This is a genomic window from Streptomyces sp. NPDC107500 (assembly GCF_055582785.1).
The window spans coordinates 526,705-549,596 of record NZ_JBVJPF010000003.1 but is presented as its reverse complement, the minus strand read 5'-3'; the positions used below and the strand labels follow the sequence as shown (position 1 = coordinate 549,596).

General features: G+C 71.7%; 21 protein-coding genes. 17 read left to right on the top strand and 4 right to left on the bottom strand.

The window, feature by feature from the left end; all coding sequences use genetic code 11:
- Positions 1–3 precede the first annotated feature (3 nt).
- From ACZ67M_RS14105 to ACZ67M_RS14045, 13 genes are all read left to right on the top strand, one after another.
- Entirely contained in the window at positions 4–1,335 is a 1,332-nt protein-coding gene (locus tag ACZ67M_RS14105) for a DUF6716 putative glycosyltransferase (RefSeq protein ID WP_469851010.1), read from the top strand.
- A gap of 65 nt (positions 1,336–1,400) precedes the next feature.
- Entirely contained in the window at positions 1,401–2,687 is a 1,287-nt protein-coding gene (locus ACZ67M_RS14100) for a cytidylyltransferase domain-containing protein (RefSeq protein WP_392010166.1), read from the top strand.
- Between the two features lie 12 nt (positions 2,688–2,699).
- Positions 2,700–3,638 carry an N-acetylneuraminate synthase family protein gene (locus ACZ67M_RS14095; protein WP_361352552.1) on the top strand — a complete coding sequence of 313 codons (939 nt, stop codon included), beginning with the start codon at positions 2,700–2,702 and terminating at the stop codon, positions 3,636–3,638.
- Positions 3,639–3,690: 52 nt separating this feature from the next.
- Positions 3,691–4,758 (top strand): hypothetical protein, encoded by a 1,068-nt coding sequence (locus ACZ67M_RS14090; protein WP_361352549.1) that lies wholly within the window; start codon positions 3,691–3,693, stop codon positions 4,756–4,758.
- A 259-nt stretch (positions 4,759–5,017) separates the two neighbouring features.
- Positions 5,018–6,256 carry a M20 family metallopeptidase gene (locus tag ACZ67M_RS14085; protein ID WP_361353610.1) on the top strand — a complete coding sequence of 413 codons (1,239 nt, stop codon included), beginning with the start codon at positions 5,018–5,020 and terminating at the stop codon, positions 6,254–6,256.
- A gap of 204 nt (positions 6,257–6,460) precedes the next feature.
- Complete coding sequence (locus ACZ67M_RS14080; RefSeq protein ID WP_361352546.1) at positions 6,461–7,501, top strand: BMP family lipoprotein; 1,041 nt, start codon at positions 6,461–6,463, stop codon at positions 7,499–7,501.
- 281 nt (positions 7,502–7,782) lie between these two features.
- Entirely contained in the window at positions 7,783–8,829 is a 1,047-nt protein-coding gene (locus tag ACZ67M_RS14075) for a BMP family lipoprotein (RefSeq protein WP_122615900.1), read from the top strand.
- Between the two features lie 235 nt (positions 8,830–9,064).
- Positions 9,065–10,624 (top strand): ABC transporter ATP-binding protein, encoded by a 1,560-nt coding sequence (locus tag ACZ67M_RS14070; RefSeq protein WP_361352543.1) that lies wholly within the window; start codon positions 9,065–9,067, stop codon positions 10,622–10,624.
- Complete coding sequence (locus ACZ67M_RS14065) at positions 10,624–11,748, top strand: ABC transporter permease (protein WP_307014768.1); 1,125 nt, start codon at positions 10,624–10,626, stop codon at positions 11,746–11,748. Before ACZ67M_RS14070 ends, ACZ67M_RS14065 begins: the two co-directional genes overlap by 1 nt.
- Positions 11,745–13,010 carry an ABC transporter permease gene (locus tag ACZ67M_RS14060; protein WP_361352539.1) on the top strand — a complete coding sequence of 422 codons (1,266 nt, stop codon included), beginning with the start codon at positions 11,745–11,747 and terminating at the stop codon, positions 13,008–13,010. The genes ACZ67M_RS14065 and ACZ67M_RS14060 overlap by 4 nt, the downstream gene beginning before the upstream one ends.
- Positions 13,007–13,399, top strand: a complete 393-nt coding sequence (locus ACZ67M_RS14055; protein WP_122615904.1) for a cytidine deaminase — start codon at positions 13,007–13,009, stop codon at positions 13,397–13,399. The genes ACZ67M_RS14060 and ACZ67M_RS14055 overlap by 4 nt, the downstream gene beginning before the upstream one ends.
- A gap of 29 nt (positions 13,400–13,428) precedes the next feature.
- Positions 13,429–14,712, top strand: coding sequence for a thymidine phosphorylase (locus ACZ67M_RS14050; protein ID WP_392099274.1), 1,284 nt, complete (start codon positions 13,429–13,431; stop codon positions 14,710–14,712).
- Between the two features lie 96 nt (positions 14,713–14,808).
- Complete coding sequence (locus ACZ67M_RS14045) at positions 14,809–15,393, top strand: Uma2 family endonuclease (protein ID WP_392234576.1); 585 nt, start codon at positions 14,809–14,811, stop codon at positions 15,391–15,393.
- A gap of 1 nt (position 15,394) precedes the next feature.
- On the opposite strand, the gene ACZ67M_RS14040 is transcribed toward ACZ67M_RS14045, so the two are convergent.
- Positions 15,395–16,315: an AEC family transporter gene (locus ACZ67M_RS14040; RefSeq protein ID WP_392099279.1), complete on the bottom strand. Its 921-nt coding sequence runs from the start codon at positions 16,313–16,315 to the stop codon at positions 15,395–15,397.
- 129 nt (positions 16,316–16,444) lie between these two features.
- Here ACZ67M_RS14040 and ACZ67M_RS14035 point away from each other — a divergent pair, with 129 nt between their 5' ends.
- On the top strand, positions 16,445–16,831 hold the full coding sequence (locus ACZ67M_RS14035) for an STAS domain-containing protein (RefSeq protein ID WP_361352530.1): 387 nt from the start codon (positions 16,445–16,447) through the stop codon (positions 16,829–16,831).
- Here the strand turns inward: ACZ67M_RS14035 and ACZ67M_RS14030 are convergent.
- Complete coding sequence (locus tag ACZ67M_RS14030) at positions 16,724–17,728, bottom strand: sigma-70 family RNA polymerase sigma factor (RefSeq protein WP_469851006.1); 1,005 nt, start codon at positions 17,726–17,728, stop codon at positions 16,724–16,726. The two genes, ACZ67M_RS14035 and ACZ67M_RS14030, sit on opposite strands and share 108 nt — an antisense overlap.
- A 163-nt stretch (positions 17,729–17,891) precedes the next feature.
- Positions 17,892–19,175 carry an MFS transporter gene (locus tag ACZ67M_RS14025; protein ID WP_329472060.1) on the bottom strand — a complete coding sequence of 428 codons (1,284 nt, stop codon included), beginning with the start codon at positions 19,173–19,175 and terminating at the stop codon, positions 17,892–17,894.
- A gap of 63 nt (positions 19,176–19,238) precedes the next feature.
- Between ACZ67M_RS14025 and ACZ67M_RS14020 the strand changes: the two genes are divergently transcribed.
- Positions 19,239–20,192: a LysR family transcriptional regulator gene (locus tag ACZ67M_RS14020; protein ID WP_385794745.1), complete on the top strand. Its 954-nt coding sequence runs from the start codon at positions 19,239–19,241 to the stop codon at positions 20,190–20,192.
- Between the two features lie 21 nt (positions 20,193–20,213).
- Here the strand turns inward: ACZ67M_RS14020 and ACZ67M_RS14015 are convergent, their stop codons facing one another.
- Positions 20,214–20,975 (bottom strand): dienelactone hydrolase family protein, encoded by a 762-nt coding sequence (locus ACZ67M_RS14015; protein ID WP_469851004.1) that lies wholly within the window; start codon positions 20,973–20,975, stop codon positions 20,214–20,216.
- Between the two features lie 157 nt (positions 20,976–21,132).
- Here ACZ67M_RS14015 and ACZ67M_RS14010 point away from each other — a divergent pair, with 157 nt between their 5' ends.
- Together ACZ67M_RS14010 and ACZ67M_RS14005 are read left to right on the top strand one after the other, a co-directional pair.
- On the top strand, positions 21,133–22,323 hold the full coding sequence (locus ACZ67M_RS14010; protein WP_469851002.1) for an adenosine deaminase: 1,191 nt from the start codon (positions 21,133–21,135) through the stop codon (positions 22,321–22,323).
- 133 nt (positions 22,324–22,456) lie between these two features.
- Positions 22,457–22,825: an ATP-binding protein gene (locus ACZ67M_RS14005; RefSeq protein ID WP_385794749.1), complete on the top strand. Its 369-nt coding sequence runs from the start codon at positions 22,457–22,459 to the stop codon at positions 22,823–22,825.
- Positions 22,826–22,892 lie beyond the last annotated feature (67 nt).

The window sequence follows — 22,892 nt, the reverse complement described above, 5'->3', positions numbered from 1 at the left end:
GACGTGCCAGCAAGTGCAACGAAGGCCCTGCGAGTCGCCGTCCTGGCGGACTCCGACACCCGGTGGAAATGGGGCGCGCTCACCGCGACCCGGATCTCCCCCGCGGCATCGGAGGACATCCGCCTCGACGGCTACCTCCTGCGCGGCCGAGCCACCCCCACCGCCCGCCAGCTGCGGGAGGTCGGCGTCACCGCGGACTCGCTCCGCGAGGTGACCGCCGTCGAGTTCCTGCGCGCCATGGAGGCGGCGACGGGCGAGGACTCCTACGACGTCCTCGTCCTCGCCCTGGTCGGCGGCGGCGTCCAGGCGATGCTGCACGGCCTCGGCCGCGTCTGGCGGGAGCGCGCCGACCGGCCCGTGGTCGTCACCGGCTACGTCGGCGTCGTCTACGAGAAGCTCGCCGACGGCCTGCTGCTGCGCCACGGCGCCGACCTCGTCCTCGCCAACTCCCGCCAGGACGCGGAGCGTTTCCGGTCCGTGTACGAAGGGGTCGGCGCCGACGCCGCCGCCGTGACCGAGGTGGCCCTGCCCTTCCTGGGCGGGGCGGGATACCGGGGCGAGCCCGACGGCACCGGCCGCCCCTACACGGTCGTCTTCGCCGCCCAGCCCTCCGTGCCGGACAGCCGCAAGGACCGTACGTACCTCCTCGAACGGCTGATCCGGCACGCCCGCCGCCACCCCGAGCGCGAGGTGCTGCTCAAGCTGCGCTCCAAGCCCGGCGAGCACACCACGCACATCGAGGAGCTGCCGTACCAGAAGCTGGTGCAGCGGGCCGACCCGCCGCCCAACTTCCGCCTGGTCTACGGGCACATGGGCGAGGTCCTGGACCGCACCGACCTGCTGGTCACCATCAGCTCCACCGCGGCCCTCGAATCCCTGCACCGCCGCATCCCCACCGTCGTCCTCACCGACCTCGGCGTGCGCGAGGCGCTCGGCAACCACCACTTCGTCGGCTCCGGCTGCCTCGCCTCCTGGGACCAGCTCGACGAGGGCCACCGCCCGGCACCCGACGCCGAGTGGGTCGCCCGGCAGGGCGTCGCGGCGGACGGGGAGTACGCGACCGCCTTCGACGAGGCCCGCGACCGCATCGCCGCCCTGCGGGGCGCCCTGCCCCCGCTCGCCCCGTACTACACACCGGTCACCGCCCCCGGCTACCTGCCCGGCATCCTCGCCCGCCACCACCTCGCCCCCGACGGCACCCCGCTGCCCGGCGCCCCGGCCGCCGACCGCGAGCCCGGCCCCGTCCGCCAGGTCGTGCGCAGGGCGGCACGCGGCGCCTACCGCCACGGCGTCCAGCGGGTCGCCCCGGTGATCCGGCGCATGGGGGAGCTGTGACCGCCCCCCGAACCTCCACCTCCGCCCAGATCCAGGCACACGTCCCCGCACAAGGAGCAGACCCCATGTCCAACCCGCAAGCGGGCCAGGGCGCTTCGGTGCGCCGGGTGCTCGCGGTGATCCCCGCGCGCGGCGGCTCCAAGGGAGTGCCCGCGAAGAACCTCGCCCCCGTCGGCGGCGTCCCGCTCGTGGCCCGCGCGGTGCGCGAATGCCGGGCCGCCCGCCTGGTGACGGACGTCGTCGTCTCCACCGACGACCAGACCATCGCCGCGGCGGCCAAGGAGGCGGGCGCCGAGGTCGTGCTGCGGCCCGCCGCCATCGCCGGGGACACGGCCACCTCCGAGGCCGCCGTGCTGCACGCCATGGACGCCCACGAGGCCCTGCACGGCTCCGCCGTCGACGTGGTGCTGCTCGTGCAGTGCACCAGCCCCTTCATCGTCCGCGAGGACATCGACGGGGTGGCCGGCGCGGTCGCCGAGGCCGGCGCCGACACCGCGGTGACGGTGGCGCCGTTCCACGGCTTCGTGTGGCGCGACGGCGGCGACGAGCCCGAAGGAGCCGGCGGCCCCGACGGCGGCTACGGCGTCAACCACGACAAGTCGTACCGCCCCCGCCGCCAGGACCGCCCCCAGGACCTGCTGGAGACCGGCGCCGCCTACGCCATGGCCGCCCCCGGCTTCCGCAAGCACGGGCACCGCTTCTTCGGCCGCACCGAACTGGTCCGCACCGACCCGGCCCGCGTCCTGGAGATCGACGACCCGCACGACCTGGCCCGCGCCCGGGCCCTGGCGCCGCACTTCGACGCCGCCCGGCCCGGCGCCCTCCCGACCGCGCGTGACATCGACGCGGTCGTCCTCGACTTCGACGGCACCCAGACCGACGACCGGGTGCTGATCGACTCCGACGGACGGGAGTTCGTCTCCGTGCACCGCGGCGACGGACTCGGCATCGCGGCCCTGCGCCGCAGCGGCCTGACGATGCTGATCCTGTCCACGGAGGTGAACCCGGTCGTCGCCGCCCGCGCGCGCAAGCTCAAGCTCCCCGTGCTGCACGGCATCGACCGCAAGGACCTCGCGCTCAAGCAGTGGTGCGAGGAACAGGGCATCGCGCCCGAACGCGTGCTCTACGTCGGCAACGACGTCAACGACCTCCCGTGCTTCGCCCTCGTCGGCTGGCCCGTGGCGGTCGCCAGCGCCCACGACGCCGTACGCGGCGCGGCCCGCGCGGTCACCACCGTCCCCGGCGGCGACGGCGCCATCCGGGAGATCGCGAGCTGGCTCCTCGGCCCCTCGCTCGACTCCCTCGACACCCCCGACTCCCTCGAATCCCCCACGATCACCCAGTCCAGGTAAGGAACCACTGCCATGAGCACCAACTCCCGCATCCGCACCTTCGGTACCCGCGAGGCCGGCCCCGGCCGCCCCGTCTACGTCACCGGTGAGATCGGCATCAACCACAACGGCGAGCTGGAGAACGCCTTCAAGCTGATCGACGCCGCCGCCGAGGCCGGCTGCGACGCCGTCAAGTTCCAGAAGCGCACCCCCGAGATCTGCACCCCGCGCGACCAGTGGGACATCGAGCGGGACACCCCCTGGGGCCGGATGACGTACATCGACTACCGCCACCGCGTGGAGTTCGGCGAGGACGAGTACCGCCAGATCGACGAGTACTGCAAGACCAAGAACATCGCCTGGTTCGCCTCCCCGTGGGACACCGAGGCCGTCGCCTTCCTGGAGAAGTTCGACGTCCCCGCCCACAAGGTCGCCTCCGCCTCGCTGACCGACGACGAGCTGCTGCGCGCCCTGCGCGCCACCGGCCGCACCGTCATCCTCTCCACCGGCATGTCCACCCCGAAGCAGATCCGCCACGCGGTCGAGGTCCTGGGCAGCGACAACATCCTCATGTGCCACGCCACGTCGACGTACCCGGCGCAGGCCGAGGAGCTGAACCTGCGGGTCATCAACACCCTCCAGCAGGAGTACCCGAACGTCCCGATCGGCTACTCCGGCCACGAGACCGGCCTCCAGACCACGCTCGCCGCCGTCGCCCTCGGCGCCACCTTCGTCGAGCGCCACATCACCCTCGACCGCGCCATGTGGGGCTCCGACCAGGCCGCCTCCGTCGAGCCGCAGGGCCTGACCCGCCTGGTCCGCGACATCCGCACCATCGAGGCCTCCCTCGGCGACGGCGTCAAGAAGGTCTACGAGTCCGAGCTGGGCCCGATGAAGAAGCTGCGCCGCGTCACCGGTGTCGTCGCCGAGGCGGAGATCGCCGACGCCGCGGGCGAGCCCGTCACCGTCTGACACCAGGCCCCACCACCCCACAAGGCCCTCACCACGGGACGGTCGTACGCCGATGAGCCCCCGCGCCGGGAATGCCGGCCCCCGCACTCTCGCCTTCGTCGAGAGCCCGGTACAACTGCTGAACGTGCTGGAGTGGGCGCACACCCGCGCACCCGGCGCGGAGCTCACCCTCGTGGTGCTGTCCCCCGTGGACCCGATGACCCGCGGTCAGCTGCGCCGCATGGCGGAACTGGCCCGCAAGGAGGGCCACGCGATCCGCTGGGAGGAGGCCCGGGGCGGAGCCACGGCACCCTTCCGCACGGTCGGCGGCCTCACCACCGCCCTGCGCCAGGCCGAACGGGTCGTGATGGGCGACCCCTTCTCCCGCTACGTCCAACTGCTCCTGACCATCACCCGCGCCCACGACCTCGTCGTCGTCGACGACGGCACGGCCACGATGGAGTTCGTCACCCAGCTCGCCCAGGGCGAACGCCTGGTGCGCTGGCACCGCAAGGGCAGCCGGCCCGGCCCGCGCGACCTGCTCTTCGCGCCCGTCTCCCGGTCCGCCCGGCACCGCCTGACCCCGACCCGCGACCGGCAGGTCTCGGTCTTCTCCTCCATGCCGATCGAGGACGTCCCGGACGGTGTCACCGTCACCGCGAACGACTTCGCCTGGACCCGCGCCCGCTTCGGCCCGCCGCGCATCACCAAGGGCGCCGACATGGTCGGCACCTCCCTGGTCGAGACGGGTGTGGTCGACGCCGACCGCTACCTCGACGCCGTACGCGGCCTGGCGAGGACGCACGGGGCGGCCCGCTACTTCGCGCACCGCCGCGAGAGCGCCGAGAAGCTGCACCGGCTGGCCGTGGAGACGGGCCTCCAGATCGTCCGCCCCGACCTCCCGCTGGAGCTGATCGCCCGCCGCGGCCCGATCGGCCGAACGGTCCTCAGTTTCCCGTCCACCGTCGTCCACACCCTGCCGCTGGCCCTGGCCGGCACCGAGGTCCGCGTCGCGGTCTGCGACATCGACCCCGCCTGGCTCACCCAGCACGCCTCACCGCGGGCCCGGGGCTTCCTGTCCGGGGTCACGGGCTCGGCCCGGGACGTCCACCGGCTGCCGTCGGTGGCGCACGCGGGGTAGGCCGTCTCATGGGCGTCTCACGGGCCATCTCACGTGGACGGTCCAGCGTGGCTCAGCCGTACCGTGGTATGCGTGAGAGGAGCAAGTAAACAGGAAAGACGGAGCCGGGTGCCGAGGCCAGAAGCGGGTGAGTGTACCCACCCCCGTTGAGAGCCATGCGCCGAGCGGCCAACTTTCTTCGCCCAGCGGGCTGAAATTTTGTTGATCGCGGGACAGTTGACCACCCCGGCGTCCTACCCTTCAGAGGGTGAAGCAACTGATGTCCCGTGAGACCGAGGCCGATCCGTCAGGGGAAGCGCAACTTCCCGGTACGTTGCCTGAGGCGTTGCGCGCAGAGCTTGTGGCCTTCCGCCGCGACCTGCACATGCACCCCGAGCTGGGCAACCAGGAGTTCCGAACCACCGCCGCGATCAAGGAACGGCTCGAACGGGCCGGCCTCAAGCCGCGCGTACTTCCGGTCGGAACCGGGCTCGTCTGCGACATCGGCACCAACACCGACTCGGGACAGTGGGCCGGCGGGCCGCGCATGCTCGCCCTGCGGGCCGACATCGACGCGCTGCCCATCCCGGACACCAAGAGCGACTGCCCGTACCACTCGCGGGTGCCGGACCGCGCCCACGCCTGCGGCCACGACGTGCACACCACCGTCGTCCTCGGCACCGGACTGGTCCTCGCCGCGCTGCACGAGCAGGGACTGCTGCCCCGGCCCGTGCGGCTGGTCTTCCAGCCCGCCGAGGAGGTGCTGCCCGGCGGTGCCGCCGACGCGATCGAGGGCGGCGCGCTCGACGGCGTGCGCCGGATCCTGGCCGTGCACTGCGACCCCCGGGTGGACGCCGGGCGGATCGGACTGCGGGTGGGGCCCATCACCTCCGCCTGCGACCGGCTGGAGATCGCCCTCAACGGCCCCGGCGGCCACACCGCCCGCCCGCACCTGACGACCGACCTGGTCACCGCCGCCGCGCGGGTGGTCACCGACGTGCCCTCGCTCGTCGCCCGGCGCGTGGACAGCCGCAGCGGCCTCGCCCTGACCTGGGGCCGGGTCGAGTCCGGCCACGCACCGAACGTCATCCCGCAGCACGCCGAACTCGCCGGGACGGTCCGCTGCCTCGACCTCGACGCCTGGCGCCAGGCCCCCGACCTGGTGGTGGGCGCCATCGACGAGATCGCCAACCTGTACCGGGCGAAGTCCGAGATCACCTACGTACGGGGCGTCCCGCCGGTCGTCAACGAGGTGACCAGCGTCGAACTCCTCCAGACCGCCATGATCGCCCGGCTGGGCACGGACTCCGTGGAGAGCACCGAGCAGAGCCTGGGCGGCGAGGACTTCTCCTGGTACCTGGAGCACGTGCCCGGCGCCATGGCCCGCCTCGGCGTCCGCCCGCCCGGCGAGCGCACCGTCCGCGACCTGCACCAGGGCGACTTCGACGTGGACGAGCACGCCATCACCGTCGGCGTGGAGATGTTCACCGCGGCGGCGCTCATCGACGCCGTCAACTGAGCGGCACCCGTCCACCGGGCCCGTCGCGGTTGCGGCCGCGGCGGGCCGGGGGCAGCCTGATGCGGTCGTTCACAAGGGCGTAACCGGCCAGCGGCACGAATGGGTAACGGCCACGGGGAACCCCGTTCCCAGGAGTTTCTACGCGCGTTAATCTGCGCCGAACCGAGCGCCCGCTGCGGGGCTTTGGAGAATGGGGAACTTCAGATGCGTCGGATATCGAGACTCACCCGCGTCGCGGTGGGGGCCGCGTCGCTCGCACTCGCCGCCACGGCCTGCGGAGGCACCAGCAGCGACAGCGGAGACGGCAAGGACGACAAGGGCCTCGCCATCGCGTACGACATCGGCGGCAAGGGCGACCAGTCCTTCAACGACGCCGCGTACGCCGGTCTGGAGCGGGCGAAGAAGGAGTTCGGCTACAAGACCGCCGACATCGAGCCCACCGACGGTGAGACGGACGCCGACAAGGAACAGCGTCTGACCTCCCTGGCCAAGCAGGGCTACAACCCCGTCATCGGCGTCGGCTTCGCCTACGGCCCGGCGATGAAGGCGGTCGCCGCCAAGTACCCGGACACCACCTTCGGCATCGTCGACTCGGTCGTCGAGGGCAAGAACGTGGCCTCCCTCGTCTTCGCCGAGAACGAGGCGTCCTACCTCGCCGGCGTCGCCGCCGCCAAGGCCACCAAGACCAAGACGGTGGGCTTCGTGGGCGGTGTGGACGTCCCGCTGATCCACAAGTTCGAGGCGGGCTACGAGCAGGGCGTCAAGGACACCGACCCCAAGGTCAAGGTCATCTCGCAGTACCTGACGCAGACCGCCGAGGAGGGCGGCTTCTCCAGCCCCGACAAGGGCCGCGCGGCGGCCGAGGGGCAGATCGAGAAGAAGGCCGACGTCGTCTACCAGGCGGCCGGCCTGTCCGGGCAGGGCGTGATCGAGGCGGCCGCCAAGGCGAAGGTCTGGGCGATCGGCGTCGACTCGGACCAGTACGAGCAGGAGGCCCTCGCGGCCTACAAGGACTTCATCCTGACCTCCGCCCTCAAGGACATCAACGGGGCGGTCTACGCGCTGGCCAAGTCCGTCGAGGACGGCAAGCCGCTGAACGGCACCCAGACCTTCGACCTGAAGTCGGACGGGGTGGGCCTGTCCGACAGCAACCCGAAGTTCGCCGAGGTCGCGGGCGCCAAGGACGCCGTGGCCAAGGCCAAGGAGGGCATCACCGGCGGCTCGATCAAGGTGAAGACCGAGTAGCGCGGGCCTCCACGGCACTTCCTGAAGCGGGCGGGCGCCCCGGGCGCCCGCCCGCTTCGGCATGCCCCGGCCGGGCTCCCGGCACCGCCCGCTGCGTCACCCTCCGCCACCCTCCGTTTGCGTCCGGCAAGACTTTCCGGCTCCTCCGGGCCCCCTAGCTCACGGGCGGATAACAAGGTGGACAGAAGGGGTTTTCAGGCAGGTCTACGCGCGTTAATCTGCGGCGAAACCAGCGCCGCAGCCGAACCGTCCCAGGCGCTTGTACGACAGGAGCACCAGACATGCGCCGGATTTCCCGGATCACGGTCGCAGGCGCAGCGACCGCCTCCCTCGCCCTCGCGCTCTCCGCCTGCGGTGGTACCTCGACCTCCTCGGGGTCGGACTCCGACGGCGACAAGGGCCTCGCCATCGCCTACGACGTCGGCGGCAAGGGCGACCAGTCCTTCAACGACGCCGCGTACGCCGGTCTGGAGCAGGCGAAGAAGGAGTTCGGCTACGAGACCGCCGACGTCGAGCCCACCGACGGCGAGACCGACGCCGACAAGGAGCAGCGCCTGGTCTCCCTGGCCAAGCAGGGCCACAACCCGGTCGTCGGTGTCGGCTACGCGTACGCCGCCGCGATCAAGAACGCCGCGGAGAAGTACCCGGACACCACCTTCGGCATCGTGGACGACGCCACGATCGAGTCGAAGAACGTCGCGGACCTGGTCTTCAACGAGGAGCAGGCCTCCTACCTCGCCGGCGTCGCCGCGGCCAAGACCACCAAGACCGACACCGTGGGCTTCGTGGGCGGCGTGGACATCCCGCTGATCCACAAGTTCCAGGCCGGCTTCGCGCAGGGCGTCAAGGACACCGACCCCAAGGTCAAGGTCCTCTCCCAGTACCTCACGCAGACCGCGGAGGAGGGCGGCTTCTCCAGCCCCGACAAGGGCAAGACCGCCGCCGAGGGCCAGATAGAGAAGAAGGCCGACGTGGTCTACGCGGCCGCCGGTCTCTCCGGCCAGGGCGTGATCGAGGCCGCCGCCGCCAAGAAGATCTGGGCGATCGGCGTCGACTCCGACCAGTACAAGCAGGAAGCCCTCGCCAAGTACAAGGACTACATCCTGACTTCGGCCACCAAGGACGTCGCCAAGGCCGTATACAACCTCGCGAAGTCCGTCGAGGACGGCAAGCCGGAGACGGGTATCGTTCGGGGCGATCTGAAGTCCGGCGAGGTCGGTCTCTCGGACTCCAACCCGAAGTTCGCGGACGACGCCGAGCTCCAGGCAGCCATCAAGACGGCCAAGGAGAAGATCATCAGCGGCGAGATCAAGGTCAAGAGCAGCTGAGCACCCAGCAGCTGACCAGCAATACCTCGAACAGCGTGTAACCGCGCCGGTCGCACCGCTCGGCGGGGTACGGGGAGGGAGCATCCGGCCCTCCTCGTACCCCGTCGTGTCGATGTGCCGCCGCCGCTTTTAGATGCCGTAGGGGCGCTACGCGCGTAGACGGCCCCCGTCCCCAGGAGTGTGCGCCATCAACGCGTCCAGCAGCCCTCCGGCCGAAGCGGCGGTCAAGGAACCGGTGACCGCCGTCGAACTCGCCGGGATCACCAAGCGGTTCCCCGGTGTCGTGGCCAATCACGACATCCACCTCACCGTCCACAAGGGCACCGTGCACGCCCTCGTCGGCGAGAACGGCGCCGGCAAGTCGACGCTGATGAAGATCCTCTACGGCATGCAGAAGCCGGACGAGGGCACCATCGCGGTCGACGGCGAGCAGGTGGCCTTCTCCTCGCCCGCCGACGCCATCGCCCGCGGCATCGGCATGGTCCACCAGCACTTCATGCTCGCCGACAACCTCACGGTCCTGGAGAACGTGGTCCTCGGCAGCGAGAAGCTGTACGGCATCGGCGCCAAGGCCCGCCGGAAGATCAAGGAGATCTCCGAGCGGTACGGCCTCGGCGTCAAGCCCGACCTCCTGGTCGAGGAGCTGGGCGTGGCCGCCCGGCAGCGCGTGGAGATCCTCAAGGTCCTCTACCGCGGCGCCCGCACGCTGATCCTGGACGAGCCGACCGCCGTGCTCGTGCCGCAGGAGGTGGACGCCCTCTTCGACAACCTGCGCGGGCTGAAGGCCGAGGGCCTGTCCGTCATCTTCATCTCCCACAAGCTGGGCGAGGTCCTGTCGGTCGCCGACGAGATCACCGTCATCCGCCGGGGCACCACGGTCGGCACCGCCGTCCCCGCCGAGACCACCCCGCGCCAGCTCGCCGAGCTGATGGTCGGCAGCGAACTGCCCACCCCGGAGACCGCCGAGTCCACGGTCACCGACCGCCCGGTGCTCACCGTCGACACGCTGCGCCTGGCGGCCCCGGGCGGCAAGGCCCTGCTGGACGACATCTCCTTCACCATCCACGCCGGTGAGGTGCTGGGCATCGCCGGCGTCGAGGGCAACGGCCAGACCGAGCTGGTCGACGCGCTCATCGGCCTGCGCCACGCGGACTCCGGCTCCATCCGCTTCCTCGACGAGGACATCACCGCGCTGCCCACCCGCAAGCGCCGCGAGCAGGGCGTCGGTTACATCCCCGAGGACCGCCACCGCCACGGCCTGCTCCTGGAAGCGCCCCTCTGGGAGAACCGCATCCTCGGCCACGTCACCGAGAAGCCCAACAGCAAGGGCGTCTGGCTGGACCCGAAGGGCTCCCAGGAGGACACCCGCCGCATCGTCGAGACGTACGACGTCCGCACCCCCGGCATCGACGTCACCGCCGCCTCGCTCTCCGGCGGCAACCAGCAGAAGCTGATCGTCGGCCGCGAGATGAGCCACAAGCCGCGCTTCCTGATCGCCGCCCACCCCACCCGCGGTGTGGACGTCGGCGCGCAGGCCGCGATCTGGGACCACATCCGGGAGGCCCGCCGCGAGGGACTCGCCGTCCTGCTGATCTCCGCCGACCTGGACGAGCTGATCGGCCTGTCCGACACCCTCCGGGTGATCTACGACGGCAGGCTCGTGGCCGACGCCGACCCCGCCTCCATCACCCCCGAGGAGCTGGGCTCGGCGATGACCGGCGCCGCGAGCGGCCACCTGGAACACGAAGAGACGCCGGCCGACGACGGTCCGGGTGCGGAAGACGAGGCCCGCTGATGAAGAAGTTCGACAAGGAGCGCGTGCTCCTCGCGGTGGCCGGGCCGGTCATCGCGCTCGCCGTGGCCTTCGTGCTCAGCGCGATCGTCCTGATCGCCTCGGGCAAGAACCCGGTCGAACCGTTCGCCCTGATGTTCGAGCAGGCCGGATTCTCCGACATCCAGGTCCTGATCATCAACCAGGCGTCGATGTACTACATCGCCGCCCTGGCGGTCGCCATCGGCTTCCGGATGAACCTGTTCAACATCGGCGTCGACGGCCAGTACCAGCTCGCCGCCATGATGGCCGCGATCGTCGGCGCGCACGCCAACCTGCCGGCGTTCCTCCAGATCCCGCTGCTGCTCCTGACCGCCGTGTGCACCGGCGCCTTCTGGTCCGGCATCGCCGGTGTCCTGAAGGTCACCCGCGGCGTCAGCGAGGTCGTCGCGACGATCATGCTGAACGCCATCGCCACCTCCGTCATCGGCTACCTGTGGCTGCCGGACGTCTTCGGCGTGAAGATCGGCAACAACAACACCACCGGCGAGATGCACGAGTCCGGCTGGGTCCCCGGCATCGACATGGGCGCGGCCGGCGAGATCTACGGCCTGGTCGTCCTCGCCGTGCTCCTCGGCATCGCCTACTGGGTCGTCCTCAACCGCACCCGCTTCGGCTTCGACCTGCGCGCCTCCGGCGCCTCCGAGTCCGCCGCCGCGGCCAGCGGTGTCGACCCCAAGCGCATGGTGCTCACCGCGATGCTCCTCTCCGGCGGCCTCGCCGGTCTCGCGGGCCTGCCGATCCTGCTCGGCGACACCCACACCTACAGCCTCAACTTCCCCACCGGCATCGGCTTCCTCGGCATCGGCATCGCCCTGCTCGGCCGCAACAGCCCGGTCGGCATCGCCTTCGCCGCCCTGCTGTGGGCCTGGCTCGACAAGGCCTCGCCCGAACTGGACTTCCACGGTTACGACAAGGAGATCGCGGTCATCATGCAGGGCCTGATCGTCCTCTCGGTCGTCGTCTCCTACGAGGCCGTCCGCGAGTGGGGTCTGCGCCGCCAGCAGCGCCGGGTCGGCGCCGAGCTGGCCGCCGGACACGTCCTCGGCGCCACCGACAACACCAAGAAGGAGGTGGCTGGCCGATGACCACCGCAACCGACCTCAACCAGCCCACGCTGGAGCACGGCGCGCCGGCCGGCCGCCGGATCTCGCTGGGGGTCCTGATGCTGGTCATCGCCGGCGCCCTGGCGCTGACCTCCATCGTCCGCCTCATCACCGGCGCCAACGGCATCACCAACGTCAGCCAGATGTCCACCGCGCTCCAGCTCGCCGTGCCGATCGGCCTCGCCGGTCTCGGCGGCCTGTGGGCCGAGCGCGCGGGCGTGGTCAACATCGGCCTCGAAGGCATGATGATCCTCGGCACCTGGTTCGGTGCCTGGGCCGGCTTCCAGTGGGGCCCGTGGACCGGCGTCCTCGTCGGCATCGTCGGCGGCGCGCTCGGCGGCCTGCTGCACGCCATCGTGACGATCACCTTCAACGTCAACCACATCGTCTCCGGCGTGGCCATCAACATCCTCGCCCTCGGCGCCACCCGCTACCTCGCCCCGCTGGCCTTCGAGGGCCACCAGGGCGGCTCGGCCAAGCAGTCCCCGCCGGTCGACTCCCTCGGCCACTTCACGGTGCCGGGCCTCTCCGACGGGCTGGTGAGCCTGAACGACCGGCACTGGTTCCTGATCTCGGACATCGCGGGCCTGCTCGGCGGTCTGGTCACGAACGTCTCCTGGCTCACCCTGATCGCCGTCGCGCTGATCCCCGCCACCTGGTACATCCTGTGGCGCACGCCGTTCGGCCTGCGCCTGCGCTCCTGCGGCGAGAACCCGATCGCTGCCGAGTCGCTCGGCGTCAACGTCTACAAGTACAAGTACCTGGCCGTGATCATCTCCGGCGGTCTGGCCGGCCTCGGCGGCGTCTTCCTCTCCATCGTGGCCAACCCCTTCTACCTGGAGGGCCAGACCAGCGGCCGCGGCTACATCGGCCTCGCGGCGATGATCTTCGGCAACTGGATGCCGGGCGGACTCGCCATCGGCGCCGGGCTCTTCGGCTACACCGACAGCCTCAACCTGCGCGGCGGCTCCGCCAACGTGCACGCCCTGCTGCTCCTCGGCGCGCTGCTGCTGGTGGCCGGCGCCATCTGGCTCGCGATCCGCAAGAAGTACGCCAAGGCCGCGATCACGCTGCTCGTCGGCGCCCTGGTCTTCGCCTGGTACGCCTCCACCGACGACGTCCCCAACCAGGTCGTCTCCGCCACGCCGTACGTCGTCACCCTCGTCGTCCTCGCCCTCTCCGCCCAGCGGCTGCGGATGCCCAGGGCGAACGGCATGCCGTACCGGAAGGGGCAGGGGAAGTGACGGCCGTCGACTGGGACGGACTGCGCGCGGCCGCCCGGGACGCGATGTCCCGGGCGTACGCCCCCTACTCCGGGTACGCCGTCGGCGCCGCCGCCCTGGTCGACGACGGCCGCACGGTGACCGGCTGCAACGTGGAGAACGCCAGCTACGGCATCTCCCTGTGCGCCGAGTGCGGGCTCGTCTCGCAGCTCCGGCTGACCGGCGGCGGGCGGCTGACGCACTTCGTCTGCGTCGACGGCGAGGGCGCGGTCCTCGTCCCGTGCGGGCGCTGCCGCCAGCTGCTGCACGAGTTCGGCGGCCCGGAGCTGCTGCTCGACACCCCGGCCGGGATCGTCCCTCTGTCGGAGATGCTCCCGCAGGCCTTCGGCCCGGACCACCTCACCAAGTAACTCCCGCAATCCCGTTAGGAAAGCCATACATGGGCATGGACGTCATCTCCGTCATCCGCACCAAGCGGGACCGCGGCGAACTCAGCGGCGAGCAGATCGACTGGGTCATCGACGCCTACACGCGCGGCGAGGTGGCCGACGAGCAGATGTCGTCGCTGGCGATGGCGATCCTGCTCAACGGCATGAACCGCGGCGAGATCGCCCGCTGGACGGCCGCGATGATCGCCTCCGGCGAGCGGATGGAGTTCTCGTCCCTGTCCCGCCCCACCGCCGACAAGCACTCCACGGGCGGCGTCGGCGACAAGATCACGCTGCCGCTGGCGCCCCTGGTGGCGGCGTGCGGCGCGGCCGTCCCCCAGCTCTCCGGCCGGGGCCTCGGCCACACCGGCGGCACGCTGGACAAGCTGGAGTCCATCCCGGGCTGGCGCGCCCTCCTCTCCAACGAGGAGATGCTGAACGTCCTGGACACCACCGGCGCGGTGATCTGCGCGGCGGGTGACGGCCTGGCACCCGCCGACAAGAAGCTGTACGCCCTCCGGGACGTCACCGGCACGGTGGAGGCGATCCCGCTCATCGCCTCCTCCATCATGTCCAAGAAGATCGCCGAGGGCACGGGCTCCCTGGTCCTGGACGTCAAGGTCGGCTCGGGCGCCTTCATGAAGACGATCGAGGACGCGCGCGAGCTGGCGTCGACGATGGTCGGCCTCGGCACCGACCACGGCGTGAAGACGGTCGCGCTGCTCACCGACATGGCGACCCCGCTCGGCCTCACCGCGGGCAACGCCCTGGAGGTCCGCGAGTCGGTCGAGGTCCTGGCCGGCGGCGGCCCCTCCGACGTGGTCGAGCTGACCCTGGCCCTGGCCCGCGAGATGCTGGCCGCGGCGGGCCTGCCGGACGCCGACCCGGCGAAGGCGCTGGCCGACGGCTCCGCGATGGACGTCTGGCGGCGCATGATCGCGGCCCAGGGCGGCGACCCGGACGCGGCCCTGCCCACGTCGAAGGAGCAGCACGTGGTGAAGGCCGCCTCCTCCGGCGTCCTGACCCGCCTCGACGCCTACGACGTCGGCGTCGCCGCCTGGCGCCTCGGCGCGGGCCGCGCCCGCAAGGAGGACCCGGTGCAGGCCGCCGCGGGCGTCGAGCTGCACGCGAAGCCGGGCGACACGGTCACGGCCGGCCAGCCCCTCCTGACCCTCCACACGGACACCCCGGACCGCTTCGAGTACGCCCTCGCGGCGATCGAGGGCTCCTACGACGTCGCCCCTGCGGGCACGGACTTCACGACGTCGCCGGTGGTGCTGGAACGTATCGCCTGACCAGGCATTTCCCCATTCGGGTGAACGGGATCGGTAGACCTCTACCGGTCCCGTTCGGCATGCTGGGATCGGTGACGCACCGATTGGAGAACCGCCATGAGCGCACTCACTGTGAGCCAGGAGCCCGACCGGAACTGGGACGACCTCGTCCGGTTCTGGGAGGAGATGGAATGGCCCGAGGGCAGCAAGGTGGAGATCATCGAGGGGATCATCACCGTGTCACCTGCTCCGGGACTGCCTCACAACGTCACCGCCTCGCGCATCCACCGCCGTTTGGTCTCCGTGATTCCCGAGGACTGGGAGGTTTTCCAGACCCTGGCGATCGCCGTACCGTCCCGCCTGGGGATGCTGATCCCGGACGTCGTGGTGGCGCAACTGCCCGACCACACCGAGTCGGACACCCACATTCCCGCAGCTCTCGCGCAGCTCGTCGTGGAGGTCACCTCGAAGTCCAATGCGCGCCACGACCGCATCAGCAAGCCCGCCGCCTACGCCACAGCCGGCATCCCGCTCTACCTCCTCGTCGACCGCTGGGCCCCCGGCGGGCCCACCGCGACGCTCTACGGTGAACCGAAGGGTGACGTCTACCGAGTGCTGGGTGCCGCCAAGTTCGGCGACCCCCTCACCCTCCCCGCGCCCTTCGACCTGACCCTCGACACCGGCGAGTTCCCCGAGTCCTGACTCACCCCAGTACCGCCGCCACCCCCACCAGCACCGGCACGGACACCACCGTCGACACCAGGATCGCGTCGCGGGCCAGGCGTTCGCCGACCTCGTACGTCGACGCGTACGTGTACAGGTTCTGCGCGGCGGGCAGTGCCGACGTCACCACCACGTCCAGGAGTTGGTCGCCCCGGAGCCCGAACACCCCCGACGCCAGCGCCCAGGCCACCGCGGGCTGGCCGAACGCCTTCAACGCCACAGCCAGCAGCACCGGTTCGCGGTCCGCGCCCCGCATGGGCATCGTGGAGCCGCACAGGGAGATGCCGAAGGCGAGCAGGACCGCCGGCACCGACATGTTGCCGATCAGCGTCAGCGGGTCCATGACCGGGGCCGGTACCCGCAGCCCGGTCGCGGCGACGGCGACGCCGGCGAGGGAGCCCAGCGCGATCGGATTGCGCAGCGGTGTCAGCAGCCGCCGCCACAGCGGGCCCTCGCCGCCCCCGCCCGACAGGTCCAGGATCGTCACCGCGACCGGCGTCACCAGTACCAGCTGGAACAGCAGCACCGGCGCCACCAGCGAGGCGTCGCCCAGCACGTACACGGCGATCGGGATGCCGAGGTTGCCGGAATTGACGTATCCGGAGCACAGTGCGCCGATCGTCGTCCTGCCCACGCCCCAGCGGCGTGCCACGCCCACCGCGACGAAGACCCCGGCCACCGCCACCGTGGACAGCGCCGTCACCAGGAGCCGGCTGGAGAAGACCACCGACAGGTCGGCCGTCGCGAGGGTGGTGAACAGCAGGGCGGGGGACGCCACGTGGAAGGCCAGCTTGGTCAGCACCTCGCGTCCCTGCGGCCCCAGGTTGCCGCGCAGCCCCAGTACGTAGCCGACGGCGATGACGACCGCGATGACCGCGAACCCGGTCAGCACCCCCTGCACAGCGGCGCCTCCTCGGCGAGGACGGGCACGTCCGAAGGCACGGCGGGGCACGGCGATGCATGGGGCATACAGCAAACCCTCCGGCGGAGGGCATGCGCAGGTCAATGTGATCTCTGCCCGCGGACACCGATGAGTTCGGGGCGCACGCCGGGTCTACCGCTCGTGGACGCCGTGACACCCGCCGTACTCGTGCTGCCGGGGCCCGTCTCCCGAGGGGAGACACCCCGGCTCTGCGACGAGGCGCGCGCGCTGCTGGAAGCCACCCGCGCCGGGGTGATCGTCTGCGACGTCGGAGGGCTCGGACCGCCGGGGCTGGCGGTCGTGGACCTCCTGGCCCGCCTGGAGCTGACCGCCCGGCGGGTGGGGGGCCGGATACGGTTGCGGGACCCCGATCCCGCCCTGCACGCCCTACTGGACCTGGTCGGCCTCCGCTTCGAGACGGAGGGGCAGGTCGAACAGCGGGAACCACCGCTTCGTGTCGAGGAAGCAGTGGAACCCGGTGATCCGGCCGTCTGAGATCTCCAGCACCTGGACCGCCCACGGCGTGTACCCGCCCGCCTCGGGGTCCGGCTTGTAGTGCGCGAAGGCGGGCAGTCCGTTGGCCTCCACCCGTACCAGCCGGGAATCCGCGCAGGCCGCGCCGAGCGTCGTCATGAAGCCGGTGATGTCCTCGGGACCGGCCAGCCAGAGGTCGAACGGCGGCATCGTCATGACCGCGTCCTCGTGCAGCAGCGCCGTCAGCGCCGTCATGTCGTAGCCCTCGAAGGCGGCGACGTAGCGGTCGAGGAGCTTCTGCTGCTCCTCGTCCAGCGGGTTGGAGACGGCCGCACCGTCCCCGCGGTCCGCACGGTCGGCGAGGGTGGCGCGGGCGCGCTGGAGGGCGCTGTTGACCGAGGGGACCGAGGTGCCGAGCAGCTCGGCGACCTCGCTCGCCTTCCAGGCCAGCACCTCGCGCAGGATGAGCACCGCGCGCTGCTTGGGCGGCAGCTGCTGGAGGGCGGCCATGAAGGCGAGCCGCACGGACTCCTTGGAGACCGCGGCCTCGGCCGGATCCGCGGTCGAGGGCAGCACGCGGGCGTCGGGCATCGGCTCCAGCCAGGTGTGGTCCGGGCGGGGGGACAGGGCGGCCTGGGCGAGCGGCGTGGACTCGGTCAGGTCCATCGGGCGGGCCCGCTTGTTGCCCGCGGTCAGCATGTCCAGGCAGACGTTGGTCGCGATGCGGTAGAGCCAGGAGCGCAGGCTGGAGCGGCCCTCGAACTTGTCGTAGCTGCGCCAGGCGCGGACCAGGGTGTCCTGCACCGCGTCCTCGGCCTCGAAGGAGGAGCCGAGCATCCGGTAGCAGTACCCGGTCAACTCGGTCCGGTGCTTCTCCAGCGCGGAGTCCAGCTCCGTCGTCATGGTGCCGTTGGTCATCGTCCACCCACCCCTGTGGCCGTCCCGTCGTGCGCGTCTTCGCGCCCCGCACTTCGGAAGCTACCGCAGGGGACTGACAATGGCCTGTGCAGCGAATGAAACCGCAGGTCGAGGCGGTCCCTGGAGTCCGGCCCCGACCTGTTCCCCCGGCCCCCGGGGACCCTCAGGCGCCCGCCGCGACCGCCCCCGCGGTGCGCCGCGCCGCCACCGAGCCCGTCACCGTGATCGCCACGACGCCCAGTACCGCCAGCAGGCCGATGCCGACCGTGCCGGTCCAGCCACCCGCGTGGAAGGCGACCGCGCCGACCGTGCTGCCCGCGCTGGAACCGACGTAGTAGGCGGACTGGTACAGGGCCGAGGCCTGGGCACGGCCGTGCTGGGCGGTCTTGCCCACCGCCGAGGAGGCCACCGCGTGGCCGGCGAAGAAGCCCGCCGTGATCAGCACCAGGCCCAGCAGGACCAGGGGCAGGGAGGGGGCGAGGGACAGCAGCAGGCCCGCCGCCGTCGTGCCGCCGCCCAGGTACAGCGCGCCGCGCCGGCCGAGGCGGCCCACCAGACGGCCCGCCGTCGAGGCCGAGACCGTACCGACCAGGTACACCAGGAAGATCGAGCCGATGAGGCCCTGCGGGAGGGAGAACGGCGCCTCCGCCAGCCGGTAGCCGATCACCGTGTAGACCCCGCCGAAGACCGTCATGAACAGCGCGCCGATCGCGTACAGGCGCCGCAGCAGCGGGTTGGCGAGGTGGTCGCGGACCGTGCGGACCAGGACGCGCGGGCGCAGCGAGCCCGCCCTGAAGTGCTTCGGCGCCGGCAGCAGCAGCCGGAAGGCGACCGCGCACGCCACCGCCACGACGCCGATCACGCCTACGGCGACCCGCCAGCCCCACTCCTGGGCCACCCAGCCGGTGATCACCCGGCCGCTCATCCCGCCGACGCTGTTGCCCGCGACGAACAGGCCGATCGCGGTGACCAGCGCCCGCGGCGTGACCTCCTCCGCGAGGTACGCCGTCGCCGAGGCCGGCAGCCCCGCCAGCGCCGCGCCCTGCACCGCGCGCAGCGCGACCAGCGCCGGCAGCGAGGGGGCGAAGGGGACCAGCAGCCCGACGGTCACCGCGACCGCCAGCGACGCCGTCATGACCGTACGCCGCCCGAAACGCTCCGAGAGCGCGCTCATCGGCAGCACGAACACCGCCAGTCCACCGGTCGCGGCGGCCACCGTCCAGCTCGCGTCGCTCGCCGTGACGCCCATGTCGCCCGAGATCAGCGGGAGCAGCGCCTGCGTGGAGTACAGCAGCGCGAAGGTCGCGACGCCCGCGAGGAAGAGGGCGAGGCTCATCCGGCGGTAGCCGGGCCCGCCCGGGGCCATGCGCGCGTCGGAGGTGTCGGGGACGGAGACTGCGGATGCGGCGCCCACGGTGGTGGACGCCCCGGTATCGGCGGGAGTCATACCGTGACCGTACGAAGCCCCTGACTCATCCGTCCAATGCATGGACTGGCCATAATCGTTCCCATGGTGCATCAGCCAAGCTCACGGCCCCGCCTGTCACGGTCCGGTGACACAGAAGACATCGTCACGCTGCTCGCGCCCCGCCTCGCGCACTTCGCCGGCGTGGCCCGCACCGAGCACGTGACCCGGGCCGCGCAGGAGATGAACGTCCCCCAGTCCACCCTCTCCCGCGCCCTGGTCCGGCTCGAAGCGGACCTCGGCGTCGACCTCTTCGTCCGCCACGGCCGCACCCTCGCGCTGACCGTCGCCGGCCGCACCTTCCTCGGCTCCGTCGAACGCGCCCTCGCCGAGGTCGAGCGCGCCGCCGAGGAGGTCCGCGCGGACGCCGACCCGGCCACCGGCAAGGTCGCCTTCGGCTTCCTGCACACCATGGGCGCCGAGACGGTCCCCGGCCTGCTGCACGCCTTCCGCGCCGACCACCCCCGCGTCCGCTTCAGCCTCGTCCAGAACTACGGCGAGGCCATGCTGGAGCGCCTGCGCGCCGGTGAACTCGACCTCTGCCTCACCTCTCCGGTCCCGGACGCCCCCGACCTGGTCGCCCGCCGCCTCGACGAGCAGAAACTGCGCCTGGTCGTCCCGGCCGACCACACCCTGGCCGCCCGCAGGCGCATCCGCCTCGCCGAGGCGGCCGAAGAGAACTTCGTGACCCTGGAGCCCGGCTACGGCCTGCGCCGCATCACCGACGCCCTGTGCGCGGAGGCCGGGTTCCGCCCCAAGGTCGCCTTCGAGGGGGAGGAGGCCGAGACGCTGCGCGGCCTGGTCGCGGCGGGGCTCGGCGTCGCCCTGCTGCCCCCGCCCGCAGTTCCCCGCCCCGGCGTGGTCGAGCTGACGGTCACCGCCCCGCGCGCCGCCCGGGAGATCGGCGTGGCCTGGCTGGCGGGCCGCGCGGACACCCCGCCCGTGGCCGCGTTCAAGAAGTTCCTGCTCTCCAGGAGGGGGAGCCTGCTGCCGTCCTGACCCCAGGGGCCCACCAGGTCCCTATCGGCGTAACGACTTGCCGAACCCCACTGCCAGCGGCATCCGCAGCCCCAGCGGCGGCGGGGCGGCCAGCGCGTCCTCCACCGGGCGCGAGAAGGACTGCCCGAAGAGGGTGCCCATCACGAAGTCCTCCGCCAGCGAGGCGACTTCCTCCCGGTACTGACGCAACCCGTGGCCGTCGGAGTGCACTTCGAAACGGCACACCGCGCGGTTGGCCTTCTTCGCCCGCGAGGCCAGCCGGAACGACAGTTCGGGGTCGCTGCGTTCGTCGTTCGTGCCGTGCACGATCAGCACCTGCCGGCCCACCAGCTGCTTCACCGGTTCGGGCGGTGCGGCCACGTCCTCCTCCGGCAGCCAAGGAGCGATCGCCAGCACCGAGTTGACGGCCTCGTGCCCCGCCGCGCGCAGGGCCGCCCGGCCGCCCATGCCGATGCCGGCCAGGCAGACGGGTACGTCGCCGTAGCGCCGTACCGCCTCGTCGGCGGCCCAGTCGGCGTCCCGGGCGAGGTGCGCCTCGGTGCCGTTCCAGCCGCGGTAGCGGTAGTGCACGACATGCGCGGCCAGCCCCTCGTCCCGCCCCGCCCGCGCCACCCGGCGCCCCAACGCCCGTACGGACGCGGCCGCCAGCAGCGGAGAGGGTCTGCGGCCGGACACCTCGTCGCCGCCGGGGAGCAGCAGCACCACTCCGCTCACCGCCGCCCCCTCCGGGCCGAGCGTCCGCCCCAGCCGGGCCTGTCGGACCGGCGTCGCTTGCTGTGCCATGACAGAACATTCTCAGAAGACCGGGTGTACGCCACCTGTCCGTGCAATCACCGTTACATATCGGCGCAGCTGTACACCGCGGCGCCGCGTTCCGCCCGCATTCACGTTCCTGTGCGTTCGCCCCGCGTTCTACGCGCGTAGGAGTTAGAGTGCGGAAATGACGAGCCAGAACACCGCGCAGAGCGCCGCGGCGAACACCGCGAAGGCAGGGACGGCGCCGACGCCGGACCAGATCCGCCGGGCGCCGAAGGTTCTGCTGCACGACCATCTCGACGGCGGGCTGCGTCCCGGCACCGTCGTCGACCTCGCCCGGGAGGCCGGGTACCCGGGCCTTCCCGAGACCGACCCCGACCTCCTCGGCGCCTGGTTCCGGCAGGCCGCCGACTCCGGGTCGCTGGAGCGGTACCTGGAGACCTTCTCGCACACCGTCGGCGTCATGCAGACCCGCGACGCCCTGGTGCGGGTCGCCGCCGAGTGCGCCGAGGACCTCGCCGAGGACGGCGTCGTCTACGCCGAGGTGCGGTACGCCCCCGAGCAGCACCTGGAGGGCGGGCTCACCCTGGAAGAGGTCGTCGAGGCCGTCAACGAGGGCTTCCGGGAGGGCGAGCGGCGCGCCCGGGAGAACGGCCACCGCATCCGCGTCGGCGCCCTGCTCACCGCGATGCGGCACGCCGCCCGCTCCCTGGAGATCGCCGAACTCGCCAACCGCTACCGCGACCTGGGCGTCGTCGGCTTCGACATCGCCGGCGCCGAGGCCGGCTACCCGCCCACCCGGCACCTGGACGCCTTCGAGTACCTCAAGCGCGAGAACAACCACTTCACCATCCACGCCGGCGAGGCCTTCGGGCTGCCGTCCATCTGGCAGGCCCTCCAGTGGTGCGGCGCCGACCGGCTCGGCCACGGCGTGCGCATCATCGACGACATCCAGGTCCACGGGGACGGCACGGTCAAACTCGGACGGCTCGCCTCGTACGTGCGGGACAAGCGCATCCCGCTGGAGCTGTGCCCCAGCTCCAACCTCCAGACCGGCGCCGCGGACTCCTACGCCGAACACCCCATCGGCCTGCTGCGCCGGCTGCACTTCCGGGCCACCGTCAACACCGACAACCGGCTGATGTCCCACACGAGTATGAGCCGGGAATTCGAGCACCTGGTCGACGCGTTCGGTTACACGCTCGACGACATGCAGTGGTTCTCCGTCAATGCGATGAAATCAGCGTTCATTCCTTTCGATGAACGACTGGCCATGATCAATGACGTCGTCAAGCCCGGATATGCCGAGCTGAAGTCCGAATGGCTGTTCCGGCAGACCGCTTCGACCAGCGACTATTCGGAGGATGAGTGCTGAACGGGGCCGCACGGTAATACGGGGAGGCGGACCGGCGTTCACAATCCGTCCGCATTTCGATGTTTGCCGCGCGGGGCGGGGCGTGTTTACGGTCGAGCACCGCTCACATCCCCGCAATACGAGGACGCATTTCATGAAGCAGTCTGCTGTCAAGACCCTCGGTGTCGCCGCGCTCGGCGCCGTCTTCGCCGCCGCCGGTGCCGGCGCGGCCAGCGCGGCCCCCGAGCTCCCCAACACCGCTCAGACGGTGGACTCCGTCACCCGCACCCTCCCCGCGCAGACCGTCTCCCAGGTGGCACCCGGCGCGGGCAACGTGCTGGAGCAGGGCCGTCGCGTCTCCGGCACCGGCCTGACCGCCGCGCAGCCGGTCGTCGAGCAGGTGGTCGCCGAGCAGCTCGCCGAGGGCCCGACCGAGCCGGTCGCCAAGCAGCTCGGCGGTGTCCCGGTGCAGGGACTGCCCACCAAGGGCCTGCCGGTCAACGGTCTCCCGCTCGGCGGCTGAGCCCCCGCCCTCCCCGCACGCGCCGACGGGGCGCACCCGGCGACACCGGGTGCGCCCCGTCGGCGTA